This is a genomic window from Brevibacterium sp. RIT 803, from assembly GCF_016892625.1.
Lineage (GTDB): Bacteria > Actinomycetota > Actinomycetes > Actinomycetales > Brevibacteriaceae > Brevibacterium.
This window is the reverse complement of record NZ_JAFEMW010000001.1, coordinates 922109-936634: the sequence shown is the minus strand read 5'-3', so window position 1 is coordinate 936634 and position 14526 is coordinate 922109. Positions and strand designations below refer to the sequence as shown.

Annotated in this window: 16 protein-coding genes; 9 read left to right on the top strand and 7 right to left on the bottom strand. The window is 63.0% G+C overall.

What is annotated here, in order from left to right; translation table 11 throughout:
• The first annotated feature begins 97 nt into the window (after nucleotides 1-97).
• On the top strand, nucleotides 98-1306 hold the full coding sequence (locus JTF07_RS04235) for a GmrSD restriction endonuclease domain-containing protein (protein WP_204233034.1): 1209 nt from the start codon (nucleotides 98-100) through the stop codon (nucleotides 1304-1306).
• 173 nt (nucleotides 1307-1479) lie between these two features.
• Nucleotides 1480-2571, top strand: a complete 1092-nt coding sequence (locus JTF07_RS04230) for an HNH endonuclease family protein (protein WP_204233033.1) — start codon at nucleotides 1480-1482, stop codon at nucleotides 2569-2571.
• Between the two features lie 77 nt (nucleotides 2572-2648).
• Here the strand turns inward: JTF07_RS04230 and JTF07_RS04225 are convergent, their stop codons facing one another.
• Together JTF07_RS04225 and JTF07_RS04220 are read right to left on the bottom strand one after the other, a co-directional pair.
• Nucleotides 2649-3155 carry a PaaI family thioesterase gene (locus JTF07_RS04225; RefSeq protein WP_204233032.1) on the bottom strand — a complete coding sequence of 169 codons (507 nt, stop codon included), beginning with the start codon at nucleotides 3153-3155 and terminating at the stop codon, nucleotides 2649-2651.
• Nucleotide 3156: 1 nt separating this feature from the next.
• Entirely contained in the window at nucleotides 3157-3591 is a 435-nt protein-coding gene (locus JTF07_RS04220) for a PaaI family thioesterase (protein WP_204233031.1), read from the bottom strand.
• A 75-nt stretch (nucleotides 3592-3666) separates the two neighbouring features.
• Between JTF07_RS04220 and JTF07_RS04215 the strand changes: the two genes are divergently transcribed.
• On the top strand, nucleotides 3667-4149 hold the full coding sequence (locus tag JTF07_RS04215; protein ID WP_204233030.1) for a winged helix-turn-helix transcriptional regulator: 483 nt from the start codon (nucleotides 3667-3669) through the stop codon (nucleotides 4147-4149).
• A gap of 30 nt (nucleotides 4150-4179) precedes the next feature.
• Here the strand turns inward: JTF07_RS04215 and JTF07_RS04210 are convergent, their stop codons facing one another.
• Nucleotides 4180-5337 (bottom strand): calcium:cation antiporter, encoded by a 1158-nt coding sequence (locus tag JTF07_RS04210; protein ID WP_204233029.1) that lies wholly within the window; start codon nucleotides 5335-5337, stop codon nucleotides 4180-4182.
• Nucleotides 5338-5567: 230 nt separating this feature from the next.
• Nucleotides 5568-6020, bottom strand: coding sequence for a MepB family protein (locus JTF07_RS04205; protein ID WP_204233028.1), 453 nt, complete (start codon nucleotides 6018-6020; stop codon nucleotides 5568-5570).
• A 62-nt stretch (nucleotides 6021-6082) separates the two neighbouring features.
• Between JTF07_RS04205 and JTF07_RS04200 the strand changes: the two genes are divergently transcribed.
• Complete coding sequence (locus tag JTF07_RS04200) at nucleotides 6083-6997, top strand: DUF2268 domain-containing putative Zn-dependent protease (RefSeq protein WP_204233027.1); 915 nt, start codon at nucleotides 6083-6085, stop codon at nucleotides 6995-6997.
• Here the strand turns inward: JTF07_RS04200 and mdlC are convergent, their stop codons facing one another.
• A complete protein-coding gene (mdlC, locus tag JTF07_RS04195; RefSeq protein ID WP_204233026.1) occupies nucleotides 6998-8596 on the bottom strand; it encodes a benzoylformate decarboxylase in 1599 nt (532 codons plus the stop codon).
• A 143-nt stretch (nucleotides 8597-8739) separates the two neighbouring features.
• Complete coding sequence (locus JTF07_RS04190; protein WP_353843869.1) at nucleotides 8740-9090, bottom strand: ArsR/SmtB family transcription factor; 351 nt, start codon at nucleotides 9088-9090, stop codon at nucleotides 8740-8742.
• Nucleotides 9091-9210: 120 nt separating this feature from the next.
• Here JTF07_RS04190 and arsB point away from each other — a divergent pair, with 120 nt between their 5' ends.
• The 4 genes from arsB to JTF07_RS04170 are packed head-to-tail and all read left to right on the top strand — an operon-like array spanning nucleotide 9211 to nucleotide 12701.
• Nucleotides 9211-10326 carry an ACR3 family arsenite efflux transporter gene (gene arsB / locus JTF07_RS04185; RefSeq protein WP_204233025.1) on the top strand — a complete coding sequence of 372 codons (1116 nt, stop codon included), beginning with the start codon at nucleotides 9211-9213 and terminating at the stop codon, nucleotides 10324-10326.
• The gene (locus tag JTF07_RS04180) at nucleotides 10323-10781 is read left to right on the top strand and encodes an arsenate reductase ArsC (RefSeq protein ID WP_204233024.1); all 459 of its coding nucleotides are present in this window, start codon (nucleotides 10323-10325) and stop codon (nucleotides 10779-10781) included. The genes arsB and JTF07_RS04180 overlap by 4 nt, the downstream gene beginning before the upstream one ends.
• Entirely contained in the window at nucleotides 10774-12288 is a 1515-nt protein-coding gene (locus JTF07_RS04175; RefSeq protein WP_204233023.1) for an NAD(P)/FAD-dependent oxidoreductase, read from the top strand. The genes JTF07_RS04180 and JTF07_RS04175 overlap by 8 nt, the downstream gene beginning before the upstream one ends.
• A complete protein-coding gene (locus JTF07_RS04170; protein ID WP_353843868.1) occupies nucleotides 12285-12701 on the top strand; it encodes an arsenate-mycothiol transferase ArsC in 417 nt (138 codons plus the stop codon). The genes JTF07_RS04175 and JTF07_RS04170 overlap by 4 nt, the downstream gene beginning before the upstream one ends.
• Nucleotides 12702-12705: 4 nt before the next feature.
• On the opposite strand, the gene JTF07_RS04165 is transcribed toward JTF07_RS04170, so the two are convergent.
• A complete protein-coding gene (locus JTF07_RS04165) occupies nucleotides 12706-13344 on the bottom strand; it encodes an isochorismatase family protein (protein WP_204233022.1) in 639 nt (212 codons plus the stop codon).
• Nucleotides 13345-13439: 95 nt separating this feature from the next.
• On the opposite strand from JTF07_RS04165, the gene JTF07_RS04160 reads away from it, so the two are divergent.
• Nucleotides 13440-14525, top strand: coding sequence for a GlxA family transcriptional regulator (locus JTF07_RS04160; RefSeq protein WP_252199259.1), 1086 nt, complete (start codon nucleotides 13440-13442; stop codon nucleotides 14523-14525).
• Nucleotide 14526: the final 1 nt, after the last annotated feature.

The following is a 14526-nucleotide window of genomic DNA, read 5'->3' as shown; positions in this document are numbered from 1 at the left end:
GGGCTGGGGGAGTGACCTGCACGACGTCGATAACGAATGCGTCTCTATGTGCCTGCAGATCGTGCAGAGGCCATTGTTCAGTCATATCATATCTGTAGTGGATCGGGGGCCGGCAGCATTGCCGGTCACGGTCCACGACCACGTTCCCACCCTTGTGCACGACTGGACACCCATGCCCTTCTCCGCCTTCCTCAATCATGCCTCGACGCGTCTGCGCGCCGGCTTGGTCGTCGCCTTCATCTCAATCCTCAGTCTCACCCTCATCTCCGCCTGTGCCGATGGCGGCGACGTCGAGACCAGCGCCGATGATGCATCCTGGACCTCGGAAGCCGACCCCGCGACCGAAGGAGCCACCGAGCAGGAAGCCGAGCCCGAGACCGCAGCACCGAACGAAGACGCCGAGGACGGCGACGGCCAGAACAAGCCAGAGGAGACAGAGCAGGGCCGAGCCGGCGGAACGACTGCCGGTACAGCTCTCGCAATGCTTCAGAAGCTGGAGGTCAAGGGCCGGGCTCCGAAGGCCGGCTACGACGGGGACCTGTTCAAGTGGCGATCGGATGCCGACCACAATGGCTGCGACACCCGCAATGACGTGCTGCGCCGGGACCTGAGCGACGTCACCCTCAAGGCTGGCACGAAGGGCTGCGTCGTCATCGCCGGCGATGTGAACGACAAGTACAAGGGTGAGACGTACGCCTTCGACCGGGACCCGAACAACATCGACATCGACCATCTCGTTGCCCGCTCCAACGCGTGGCAGACCGGTGCCGCGAAGTTCGACGAGGGCACACTCAAGGAATTCGGCAACGACCCGCTCAACCTGCTGGCCGTGGACTCGAGCCTCAACCGGCAGAAGGGCGACGGGGACGCCGCAACATGGCTGCCGCCGGCCAAGAGCTATCGCTGCGAATACGTCTCCCGCCAGATCGCGATCAAGCACAAGTACGAGCTGTGGGTCGTCAAAGCCGAGAAGTCCGCGATGGAACGAGTCCTCAGCGCGTGTGATGATCAGCCCGCGTTCACGAAGAACGTCGCATGGCCAGAACCCGGCGCGGGTGACAATGCGAAGACTGCAGAAGGCACCGCGACGACGAAGAGACCGGCATCGTCCGGTTCGAAGTCGAGTTCCGGTTCGAAGAGCGATTCGGGTGAGAAATCGACGTCATCCGGCTCCGGATCGTCGGGTTCGATCTTCTACAAGAACTGCACCGCGGTTCGTGACGCCGGTGCCGCACCTGTTCGCCGAGGTGACCCGGGGTATGCGTCTCACCTTGACCGTGATGGTGACGGAATCGGCTGCGAATAGTCGTCGAAGGTCCCGAACATGAGAGTTTTATGACAGTTTCGATTTCAACAGATAACGAATCGGTTACCGAATGCTCATGGTCGTTCCCAATAGTGACAACCTGCCCTAGCATTTCAAGCGTGTCCAATTCGATGAACTCCGCAGTCGCGACTCGCAGCACTCGAATTCGGGCAATGTCCCTTTTTGCCATATTTGTTCTTGCCTTGCTCTCCGGGTGTGGCAGCAGCGGCTCAAGCCAGGTCAACGGAAGCGAAGTTGCCTGGTCGACCGGCGGGGGCGGCACAGCGGATTCCGACCCGGTTCCCTCACGGCCTTCAGCCTCGGCGGCACCCGCCCAGGGAATTCGACCGCACAATGACCAGGAAGTGCCCGCAGATTCAGGCCCCGATGTCTCCGCGCAGAACGAGTCGAAGCCTGCCGCTGACGGTGAAGACGGCAGCGATTCTCCACAGGATAACGAACGTACCACCGGGTTGAGTCCGGCGCGTTCGATGCTCGACGAGCTTGACGTCAAGGTCAAGGAGCACAGGACCGGCTACGACCCGGAACTCTTCGACTGGACCTCGGATGTCGATGACAACGGCTGCGATACACGCAACGACGCACTCAGACGCGACCTCACGGATCTGAAGATCGAGGCGGAGACCAACGGCTGTGTCGCCATCGCCGGTGATCTCGAAGACAAATACCTTGGTGAGTCATACGCCTTCGAGCGCGGGTCTGCCAATGTCGACGTCGACTACATCGTCTCCGGCTCCAACGCCTGGCAGACCGGGGCCTCGGGCATGTCCGTCGACGAGCTGCGGGAGTTCGGAAATGATCCGCTCAACCTGCTGACCGTGAGCGCGAATGTCATTCGACAGAAGGGCGGCGGCGATGCGGCCGCATGGCTGCCGCCGAACGAGGACTTCCAATGCGAATACGTATCTCGGCAGATCGCGATCAAGCACAAGTACGGACTGTGGGTGGCCTCTGCTGAGAAGGACGCGATGGAGGCCGTGCTCGACACGTGCGCGGATCAGCCCGCTTTCAACAAGGAAGTGGCTTGGCCGGAACCGGGCGAGGGCGAGAGTGTCAGTGCCGAATCAGCGTCCGAGGAGACCCCGGAGGAGTCTTCGGACGAGTCCTCGGGAGCGAACTCAACAGAATCCTCAACGAGTCCGACCGATGGTGACACGAACCCGAATGACGGCGACGCGGACTCGACCGACGGACGCGCGGATGGCTCGACCGATGAAACAGAGTCCGCAGCACCGCAGGAATAGACCGCGATTGGCCGCCGAGGCTGTCGCCAGGCGGGAACCGGCCGCTGAGCCAACCACGGCTGCAGAGCCGCGCGCTACTAGGCTTCCAGTGGGAAGACGAGCAGACTGCCGGAAGCTGTGGCGACGGTCTTGCCCTTGTTGTCGACGACTTCGCCTTCGGAGAAGATCACTCGGCGACCGGGCTTGACGACTCGACCTGTGGCGACAAGCGGCCCGCTGCCTGCTGTAACCGGGCGCAGGTAGTTGACCTTGATCTCGATCGAGGTGTGCCCGGTGCCCTTCGGCAAGGTGGTGTGCGCCGCGCACCCGAGTACCGAGTCGAGCAGGGTGCAGACCAATCCTCCGTGAACCATGCCGATCGGGTTGTAATGGGACTCATCGGGACGGCAGTGGAATGTGACACTGCCTACGCCCACCTCGGCGATCTCCATGCCCATATGGGAACCGATGGGTGCTCCGGGGATTTCACCGGCAGCCATCTTGCGCAGGTAGTCGATGCCGTCCAGCGTCGGCAGAAGTGCCAGCCCCTCAGAGGGGTCGTTCCACGTCACCGTGGCTTCGCGAGTGTGTGATTGCCTGCTCATCTCAGTTGGCTTCCTTCGGCATAGGGACGTTCTGCAGGCGCAGCTGACCGCGGGCGAGAACCTTGTCCGAGGAGGTGTCGGTGATGATGACCTCCCACAGCTGCTGGGTTCGGCCCTGGTGCAGGGCAGTGCCCTCGACTTCGACACGAGCGCCGGTGGTCGGGCGCAGGAAGTCGGTGGCGTTGTGGATGCCGACGGCGAACTCGCCGCGCTCGCCCACGGCGTGGCTGGCGCCGATGCTTCCCGTGCTCTCCACAAGCGTTGTGTACACGCCGCCGTGGACGACACCCCAGGGCGTGTGATGGTCGGAGCCCAGGTCGGCATGGCCGCGGACAGTTGTATTCGTGACCTCGTCGATGATGAGACCCGAGGCGGCGACGAAGTTGCTGGCTGTCTCAAGCGAGACGTCTGGAAGTGAGTCTGACTGCGGATTCATGAGTTCCCCTTCGAGCTGGCTGAATAATTTGAAGTTAGCCTACAATGGATCAGGCGGTCAAACGAAGGAGCGCATATGGACTGGCTGGATTTCGATACTGCAGACTGCTCGATCCAGAAGACCTTGGACGTCATCGGGGAGAAGTGGACCGTGCTCATCCTCCGTGAGGCGTTCAATGGAGTGCGCCGGTTCGACCAGATCCGTGACCATGTCGGCGTCTCGGACCCGGTGCTCTCCGACCGGCTGCGCAAGCTTGTCACCGCCGGAGTACTGACGGCGAAGGCCTATCGCGAAGTCGGTCAGCGGGCCCGCAAGGAATACCTGCTGACGGACAAGGGCCTCGACCTCTATCCGGTGATGATCTCTCTGCTGCGCTGGGGAGATAGGCACGGCGGTGGCCAGGACGTCGGATCGGGCGGTCCGCCGCTCGAAGTGCTGCATCGCGACTGCGGCCAGCCAGTGACAGCTGTCGTCGAGTGCGCCGCGGGTCATCCCATCTCCTCACCCCGGGAATCCGTGACCCGCATGAGCGGCGCCGAACGGCCCCGTGCGAGCTGAGGTCGAGCACATCGCCAGCGGCGGGCCGGCTCAGGAGAAGAGCGTGATCCCGAAGATCGCGAACACGACGAGGTGGGCGGCACCGTGGATGGCTGTGACCTTCTTCGCTGCAAAGGTCGTCACCGACAGCAGCAGCGTGACCGTGAGCAGAAGCAGGTTCGCCGGGGACTCCGCAAGCACGATCGGCTGATCGGTGAGCAGCCCGATGAGCAGCACCGTCGGAATCGTCAGCCCCACCGTCGACACCTGCGCCCCGTGGCACAGGTTGCTCACCCGCTGGATCTCGCCCTGCCATGCGGCCCTGATCGAGGTGATCGTCTCCGGGAGGAAGACGATGAGCGCGATGACGACACCCGACAGAGCCACAGGAGCGCCGAGGCGGCCCAAGCCGTCATCGAGCAGCGACGCCATATCGTGGGAGAGCAGCACGATCGGAGTGACCGTGGCGATGAGCAGTGCCAGACGCACGATGATCTCGGTGCGGTGGGTGGAGATGATCTCGCCGATGCTCAGTTTCGGCGGCGCGGAGTCGCCCGCACCCACCTCGGCGGGGATCTGGAGCAGTCGCTGATCGACCTCGTGGAAGTCCGCGGCTTGGGCACCCATCTGGCGGTAGAGGAAGAAGGCATAGATGCCGATCGTGAGTACGATGATCGGGATCTCCTGCCATTCCTCGTAGCTGCCGTTCGCGCCGATGAGCGCCGGCAGAGCGAAAGCGAGAGCGGCGAGGACGATGATGAGTGACAGATACGTCGAGACGCCTGTGCGGTTATGGGTGAGGCTGCCGTGGCGCAGTCCCGCGACGAGCAGACACAGGCCGATGACAGCATTGAGAATGATCATCGACACGGCCATGACTGAGTCACGAGCGATCGTGGCGTGGTCTCCGGGGCCGAGGAGGACGGCGGCGATGAGCACCACCTCGATGAGCACGATCGAGAGCGTGAGCACCAGCGAACCATAGGGATCGCCGAGGCGGCGGGCCAGGTGCTCGGCCTCGTGGACGACGCCGAAGGCGCAGATGAGGATGACGCTGACGATAACGATCAGGGCGCTGACGAGGAGCGGTCCGGCAACGGGCGGAGTCAGCAGTGGGCCTGCGATGAGGAGAGCGGCGAATGCGCCCCAGCCGAGGATCAGGCGAACGATGGCAGAAGGAGTGAGGATGCTGCGAATGGCGGCAGTCATGACGGGCATTCCTGTTCTTCGAGGCCGTCCTCATCGTGACTGTATGCGTTCGGGTCGTCCCGACCGCTTCTTTCCCATGGTGCTGATGCCCAGGATATCCAGTTGAGTCTATGGGGGACAAACTGCCACACAGTTCTCCGAAAGACTGTCGAGTGACAAGTCAGTCGATCAATATTGCAGCCGATCAATCTGGCCGTCGATGAATGAGTCAGTCGGGTCATCCGAACGAATCAACAGATCCGTTCGAAGAACGGAGCTTGTCTGCGTTGAGTTCGAGTCGCTTGGGGATTCAGCGAGGCGGACCACGGTGGGTAGAGGCGGAATCCTCGTTTCCCTGGTGAGCGTGGGGAAGAGTAGATTCCCAGTTCGACCAGGCTGGCGGCGGTGAAAGTGAAGACTCCGAAGTGTTCTTCCTCGGAGACGAACACGAGAAGGCCTGCGCAGCCATCGACGCTGTCCTCCCCGCCGGAGAACGGTGCGGTGACTCCCTCCGATGTGCGACCCCAAACGGCAACGAAAGCGCCCGGTTTGGCAGGAGTGACGCGGGCAGTCCGGATCCGCCACCAGGTCGCGTCGAGCATGGCACGGCCAGACTCATATTCGCTGTTCTGCTCCTCAGCGACCACCTCTGTCGGGGTCGGGCCCATTGTTTGCGCGTAGTGCTCCAAAGCCCTGAATCCCATGCGGATCAGCTTAGGCGGTTTACCTTGACCTTGACGCGACGTCAACATCTACGGTCATACCTATGGCCATTTCACTCATTGACAGTTCCACAGGAATGCGTCGAATCGTCATCGCTGACCCACAGCATCGTGCCGACTTGGTACGTCAGCTGTGGGAGCCGATGGCTGGGATGTATCACTTCATCCCAGGAGGCGTCGACATGGCTGAAGTGCACAGACAGAACTTCGGATTTCCCTTCGTCGATTCAGGTGATTCGGCAGAGCTCATTCGTGAGGGCCTTGACGCCCTCATTGAAGCAGACGCTTGGCAGCGTATCGAGACAGCACTCGCCCGTGGAATTGAGGCCCTGGAGACGGGCGATCCCGGCGCCATGGTTCCCGATCTCAAGGTCCTGCTGGTGCTGGGGGATCCCGGCAACGAGCACTTCATGAACGAGGTGCAGGGGCTGTCTGGCTTCGGAGGGATCAGCGGCTACATCGTGCTGACTCTTTGGCCCACTCCGCGCGTACTTCAACGATTGGAAGCTATTGCAGTCCACGAGCTCCATCACAATGTCCGCTACTCACCTGGCGGCGTAGTGTGGGATCCGGCCACGGTCACCGTGGGAGAGCACGTCGTATCCGAGGGGCTCGCGGATCTGTTCGCAGCAGAACTGTACGGCGAGGCTGGGTACACCCATTTCGTCGCCGCAGACACCTACCTGGATGAGGACGTCTTGGCCAAAGTCGTCACCGGTCTCGACGTCGCGGGGATGCAGGATTTCGCGGCTTGGGTCCTCGGTGATGCCACGGCGCGCCAGTTCGGAAGCGAGCCCGTTGGGTTGCCGACCGGTGCAGGCTATGCGGCAGGTGTCCGACTCGTCGGCGCCTGTCTTGATGCGGGCGGAGGCACTGCGGCTGCGAATGTCAGGCGGCCGGCCGTGGACATCATCGAGACGGCTCTGCCGTGTCTCGGACTGAAGCCGCTCAACCCTTAGTCACGAGACGATCGAGGCGTCGATGAGCACCGGGCCCGACGCTTCGAGTGCCTCCCGATAGGCGGCGGCGAACTCGGCACGGGTCGACGTCTGCTTGGCCGGTACCCCGTAGCCCTGGGCCAGAGAGACGAAGTCGATGCCGCCCAGAGTCAGACCAGGAACCTTGGGCACGCCCATGCGCTGTGCAAAGCCGGCCAAGGCGCCGTAGCCGGAGTTGTTGATGATGACGAACACGGTTCGCGTCTGCAGCTGGCCGGCCGTGTACAGCGCGGTGATGCCGTAGTTCGCGGAGCCGTCACCGACGGTCGCAACGATCGTCTTCTCCGGTGCTCCGATCGACATTCCGACGGCAACAGGTAGCCCGAAGCCCAGACCGCCGGAGGCTGGGAAGCTGTACATTCCGGGTCGGTCGATGGCGACTCGTTCGAGGTAATCGAGGTCCAAAGTGGTGGTCTCGTTGACGTAGGACACCGATTCGTTGACGTACTCGTTGAGCACTTCGAGAACCTCTCCGCCGGTCATTCCCTCCGCCGAGGTGGCCGCTGGGCTCATGATCCGTGAACCGCGCTCGCCGCGGCGGGTACCGCGATCGGTGATCTGCTTCGCGAGAGTCACGGTGGTGCGGCCGACATCGGTAATCACGGCTTTGCCGAACGGTGCTCGGGTGGCCTCGCGCGGGTCCTGGGTGATCTGGATGACCTCGGTGCCGGGAGTCAGGTAGTTCGAGGGCTCCCAGCGGTGATATCTGAACACGGCCGCACCCAGAACCAGGACGACATCATGCTCGGCCAGCTGGTCCCGCACGGACTGGATTCCGGGGACAAGGACTCCTTTGAAGTTCGGGTGGGTCGTCGGGAACGGACAGCGGGTGGGCGACGGGGCGATGTAGACGGAGGCGTCGAGCCTCTCCGCCAGTGACATCGCTGCTTCCGTGACGCTCGGGTCAGCAACGGCGGCGGCATCCACTTGGGGACCGACGACGAGAGCCGGACGCTTCGCCCCATTGAGGGAGGTGAGCAGCTCCTGTTCGAGCTCCGGATCGATGCCACGCCCGGTCGACACCGATCGTGCCGGCAGCAGGTCGTCATCGTCGAGTGCCGGTTCGTCCCAATCGTCCAAGGGCACCGACACATAGACGGGGCCGCTCGGCTGGGTGACGGCTTCGAATGCTGCTTGGGACAGGGTTCGCGGGACGTCGGCGGCAGACAGCGGCTCGTGGGAATACTTCACCAGCGGCGTCGGCAGTGCGGCGGCATCCGCGCTGGCCAGCATCACTTCCTGACCGACCGTCCGGCGGACCTGCTGCCCGGCGAGGATGACCAGCGGAACGTGGCCGTAATGAGCGTTGGTCAGCGCGCCCATACCGTTGCCGGAGCCGGACGCAGCATGCAGGTTCACCAGAACCGGACGCCCGGTGGCGCGGGAGAAGCCTTCGGCCATGCCGACGACGACCTGTTCATGCAGGCCGAGGACGAAGCGGAAATCATCGCCGAGTCCCGCGAGGAACGGCAATTCGTTCGATCCGGGGTTGCCGAATATCGTCGTCATTCCGTGAGCGCGGAAGACATCCAGGCTTGTCTGAAGGACAGTCTTGGTCATTGACCTCTCTGCTTTCGTCCGGGGGAGTGGGGTGGTCTCATTTCGGAGCGTACCCCGATCCGGTCCGGCGCGCCGAGGTCGCCCGACGTCCGGTCACAGCCTCCTCCCGACGCACAGTGTGTCCCCGACGTCCGGTCACAGCCTCATGCAGGAGAGAGGAAGGCAGTGATGCGCTCCAGAGTCTCTGCCGCCAGCGAATAGTACGACCAGATGCCTCGCTTCTCACGGTGAAGGATTCCCGCGTCGACGAGGATCTTCAGGTGGTGTGAGACCGTGGGTTGGCCCAGCCCGACCGGATCGATGAGGTCACATGCACAGGCTTCATTGCCTTCGCGGGCGGCGACCAAGGAAACCAGGCGCAGGCGTGTCGGGTCGGCCAAGGCTTTGAAGATCCGGGCGAACTCGCGTGCCCGAACCTCGTCCAGAGGCTCGCCGGTCAGTGTCGTGCAGCAAGTCGCCGAGGCGGGTGCGGGCAATGTCTGTTCAGTGGTCACTCCTCCATTATGCCCATACATTGACAGTTGTCGATATGTAGTGCTTAGATTCATATCGATCACCTTCGATGTTTGCGGCTGGGGAATCTCGGCCCTGAACAGATTCGTCCCAGGAGTCCGATGAGCACCCCAGTGACAGCCCTCACCAGTGAACCGGCACAGACTAAGCTGTCGACCCTCGATCGTTTCCTGCCGGTGTGGATCATCGCGGCGATGATCCTCGGTCTGCTGCTCGGTCGGCTTGTGCCCGGACTCGCTGCGGCCCTGGATTCGGTCAAGGTCGCCGATGTGTCATTGCCGATTGCTCTGGGACTGCTGGTGATGATGTATCCGGTGCTGGCCAAGGTCCGCTACAACGAAACCGGGCGCGTGCTCAGCGACAGAAAACTGATGATCACGTCCCTGCTGATCAACTGGTTGGCCGCTCCCGCCTTCATGTTCGCCCTCGCCTGGCTCTTCCTGCCAGACCTTCCGGAATATCGGACGGGATTGATCATCGTCGGTCTCGCCCGCTGCATTGCGATGGTCTTCATCTGGAACGACCTTGCCTGCGGGGACCGTGAAGCCGCTGCCGTCCTCGTTGCGATCAACTCGGTCTTCCAGGTCTTCGCCTTCGGCCTCCTCGGCTGGTTCTACCTGCAGTGGCTGCCGAACCTCCTCGGATTGCCGACGACGAGTGGCGAATTCTCGTTCTGGGCGATCACGCTCAGCGTCCTCGTCTTCCTCGGCATTCCGCTGTTGGCCGGCTTCCTCACTCGCCTCATCGGTGAGAAAGCCAAGGGGCGGGCCTGGTACGAAGACCGGTTCCTACCGAAGATCGGCCCTTTCGCGCTCTATGGGCTGCTGTTCACCATCGTTGTGCTCTTCGCCTTCCAGGGTGACGAGATCACCTCGAACCCCTTGGATGTCGTGCGCATCGCTCTGCCGTTGCTCGTCTACTTCACCGTCGTCTTCGCCTTCGGCATGGTTGTGGGCCGTGGCCTGAAGCTGGGCTATGAGAAGACGGCCACTCTGGCATTTACCGCCGCAGGCAACAACTTCGAACTCGCCATCGCAGTGGCCATCGGCACCTACGGAGTGGCTTCCGGACAGGCCCTGGCGGGAGTCGTCGGTCCGCTCATCGAAGTACCCATCCTCGTCGCCCTCGTCTATGTGGCCCTATGGTCACGACGCCGCTTCTTCCCCGAATACACCGGACACCAGATGCACCCGGAGCGCCAGGAGGCACAGAAATGACGACAGTCGAACAGAAGCCCAGCGTCCTCTTCGTCTGCGTGCACAACGCCGGCCGATCGCAGATGGCCGCGGGATTCCTCCGCGAGTTCGGAGGTGACCGAGTCGAGGTCCGCTCTGCCGGCAGTGCACCGGGGAAAATGCTCAACCCCACCGCCGCCGAGGCGATGGCTGAGGTCGGCATCGACATCACCGACCAGCACCCGAAAATTCTCACCCCGGACACGGTGAAGACCTCGGATGTGGTGATCACCATGGGCTGCGGCGATGCTTGCCCCATCTTCCCCGGCAAGCGTTACGAAGACTGGGACCTCGATGACCCGGCAGGTCAGGGTATCGAGACCGTGCGCACCATTCGCGATGACATTCGCGCCCGCATTCACGATCTGCTCACCAGCCTGTCCATATCCAGGGCTTCTGCAGACGACGCACTTCCAGAGAGGACGACTCGTGACTGAGTCCACACCAATATCCAAACTTCCGGTCGCCATCATCGGCTCCGGCCCGGTTGGTCTGGCTGCCGCGGCGCACGTCATCGCTCGCAGAATGGAGCCGCTCGTCTTCGAAGCAGGCGCGACACCTGCAACCGCTGTCAGTGCGTGGGGCCACATCGGCCTCTTCTCACCGTGGAAGTACAACATCGACCAGGCTGCACGGGCATTGCTCGAGCTGACAGGATGGGTGGAGCCTGCTGGCGACTACCTGCCCACAGGGGCTGAACTCGTCGCGAAGTACCTTGCTCCATTGGCAGCGACCCCACAGCTGAGCAACGCGATTCGCACGCAGACACAAGTCATTGCGGTCAGCCGCGTCGGCAAGGATCGCACCCGCACCCCGGGACGCGAGGACACTCCATTCCTCTTGCGGACTCAGAACGAGCGCGGCGAGATTTTGGATCATGTCGTTCGTGCCGTCATTGATGCCTCAGGCACCTGGGGGACCCCTAATCCGCTTGGCCAGGCGGGGCTGCCGGCCAACGGTGAGAATGAGGCCCGCGAGGCTGGGCTCGTCACCTCACCGCTGCCCGACGTCCTCGGCCGGGATCGGGCACACTTCGCAGACCGTCACACGCTTGTGGTCGGAGCCGGTCACTCGGCGGCCAACACACTGCTGGCCCTGGGAGAGCTCCGCGAGGCCGAACCGTCCACTCGCATCAGCTGGGCCATACGAGGAACTGATCCTGCCGATGTCTACGGCGGTGGCGACCAGGACGGACTCCCAGCACGCGGAGCACTGGGCACTCGCCTGCGCCACCTTGTCGAAGCCGGACGCATCGAGGTTCACACCTCGGTGACCATCACGGGGCTGGGCATTACGGACCGGAGCGCCACCTCGGCGGACAACATAGGACAGGACCTCACAGGTTCAGACACTGCGAGCAAACTGACCGTCACCGGAATCACCCCCGCAGGCGCAGTCTCAATTGACGTTGACCGGCTCGTTCCGACCACAGGATTTAGGCCGGATCTCAGTTTCCTCCGCGAAATCCGACTCGACCTCGACCCGATCGTCGAGGCGCCCACCGGATTGGGACCACTCATCGATCCCGAACACCACAGCTGCGGAACCGTCGCACCACATGGAGCCCGCCTGCTGGCTCATCCGGAGACGGACTTCTACATCGCGGGTATGAAGTCCTACGGTCGAGCGCCGACGTTCCTCATGGCCACCGGTTACGAGCAGGTCCGTTCGATCGTCGCCGCGATCGCCGGCGATCAGGAAGCGGCCGAGAGGGTCGAGCTTGTGCTCCCGGAGACCGGAGTGTGCTCGGCCGACATCGGTTCGTCATGCGATACGCCATCGGTCGCCACGGTGACCGCAGACAGTAGCGGGTGCTGCGAGCCAGCGCCTGCTGTCGAAGCTGCCGAGCCGGAGTCGTGTTGTGGCGAAGCCGGACAGCCGGTCTCGATTGGCATCCCCACAGGGCTGGAACACGGCCGCAGCGCACACCAGGAGGCGCAGTGAGCGCCCCACCTCGCGTCCTCTTCGTCTGTGTGAAGAACGGCGGAAAGTCACAGATGGCTGCGGGGCTCATGGGCGACATCGCCGGAGACTCGATCGACGTCGTCTCCGGCGGGACCAAACCCGGTACCTCGCTCAATCAGCTCTCGGTTGCGTCGCTGGCCGAATGGAACATCGACATCAGCGAAGGAACACCCAAACCGGTCACGCCGGCGGATCTGGAAGCCGCTGATGTCGTCGTCACGTTGGGCCGCGAAGCGACCGTGCATGCGCCCGAGGGCACCGAGGTTGAAAACTGGGACACCGACGAGCCCTCCGCGCGCGGCATCGAAGGAATCGAGCGCATGCGTCTGGTTCGCAACGACATCAGCAACCGAGTCACCGACCTTCTGGAGCGGTTGCGCACGGGTTACTGAACAATCAGTTCTGCCCTGCCTTCTGCGCACCCGTGACGGCCGAACTGCCCAGGTCTCCCTTCGGCAGCGGCTCCTGAGAAGTCAGTGCATGAGTCCAAGCTTCGGTGGTCGCGACGGACGCCCAGTTCGAATGCAGGAGCGCCATCAGCGTCGTGTGCACGGTCTTGGCGTCGGCGAAGCCGGCATCATTGGCGATGTTGATGGCACCGGTCGCATCGGAGAGCACCTCCGTGGTGAAGCCGAGAACCTCGGCGCCAGCTGCCGAGGAGAGGATGCAGTTATTGGTCATGTAGCCCACGAGGGTGACTGTGTCGACGCCCTTCTCGCGCAGCCATGCTTCGAGATCGGTGTCGGCATAGACGGAGCCGTACTCCTTGACCACTGACTTCCAGGAATCGACCTGGCGTTGAGCGACCTCAGGGTGGAGTGCGAACCCGGGCTCGTTCGGATTGAAGGCCGGGGCCTCGGTGCCCATCGTGTGCTGGAAGACGGCGACCGGGATGTCGGCGGCAACCGCAGCGTCGATGGCCGCAGTGATCTTCGGCAGTGACTGGTCATGGCTCGGATACTGGATCTCCAAGGGACCGTCGAAATACTGCTGCTGCACATCGACGAGGACAAGGGCACGGCGGGCGGTAGTCATAGCGAACTCCAAGGTTGTGGTCAGTGAGGACGTGGCGCGTAACTGCGGCACACCTCCAGTGTGCGAGAGCCGACCGGGCACTACCAGTAGCACAAATGCTCATCTACGATGGAATTACGCCAAACTTCACGAGCCTGCCACCAGCCAATCAGGAAGAGCCCGACGTGCGCATCGCCATCTATGCCTTCACCGGCATCACCATGTTCCATCTGTCCGTGCCGCAGATGGTCTTCAACGAGGTTGCCCGCCAGGGCTTGGCGGCGTGGGAAACCGTCCTGTTCTCCGACGACGATGCGCCGGTCACGACGGCGGAGGGGTATCAGATCACTGGGCTGAGTGGGCCGGACGCGGCATCCGGCGCCGAGGTTGTCGTCGTTCCGTCCTGGTACGACGATGGTCGCCCGGCTGGGCAGCCCCTGCGACAGCTACTCGTTGACAGCCATCATCGGGGTGCTTCCATTGCCGGACTCTGTCTGGGCACGTTCCCCATCGCAGACGCCGGTCTGCTCGCCGGCCGCAGGGCGGTGACGCACTGGCAGGGGTTCGACCAACTCACGGCTCGACACCCGGATCTGGAGATCGACGATTCAGTTCTCTACATCGACTACGGCGATGTCATCACCTCGGCTGGCACAGCCTCGGCGTTGGATGCCTGTCTTCACATGGTGCGTACGAGATTGGGGGCCGACGCTGCGAACCAGGTGGCGCGTTCCCTGGTCATCGCACCGCACCGCGACGGTGGGCAGGCGCAGTACATTCAGCGACCGCTGCCGGAGCATGCCGATGACGACCCCATCTCTCGAGTTCTTGATTGGGCAGTCGATCACCTTGACGAATCACTGCCGGTCGAAAGGTTGGCCGAGGTCGCACACATGAGTGTGCGGACCTTCATCCGCACCTTTCGGGCATCGACGGGGGCGACGCCTGCTTCGTGGGTGCGCATGCGCCGCCTCGATGAGGCTCGTCGGGCGCTGGAGACCACGAGCGTGTCGATCGATCAGATCGCCGTGAACTGCGGATTCGGCAGTGTGGTCACTCTGCGGCAGAACTTCGCTGCCGCGTTCAAGACGACTCCTTCGGAATATCGTCGCCGGTTCGAAGCGCGGCCTGTTTCAACAGGGCAAACCCCATCCGGGCCGACCTCAATTGATTCGACACCCGATCGGCCAGCGGTTATATAGC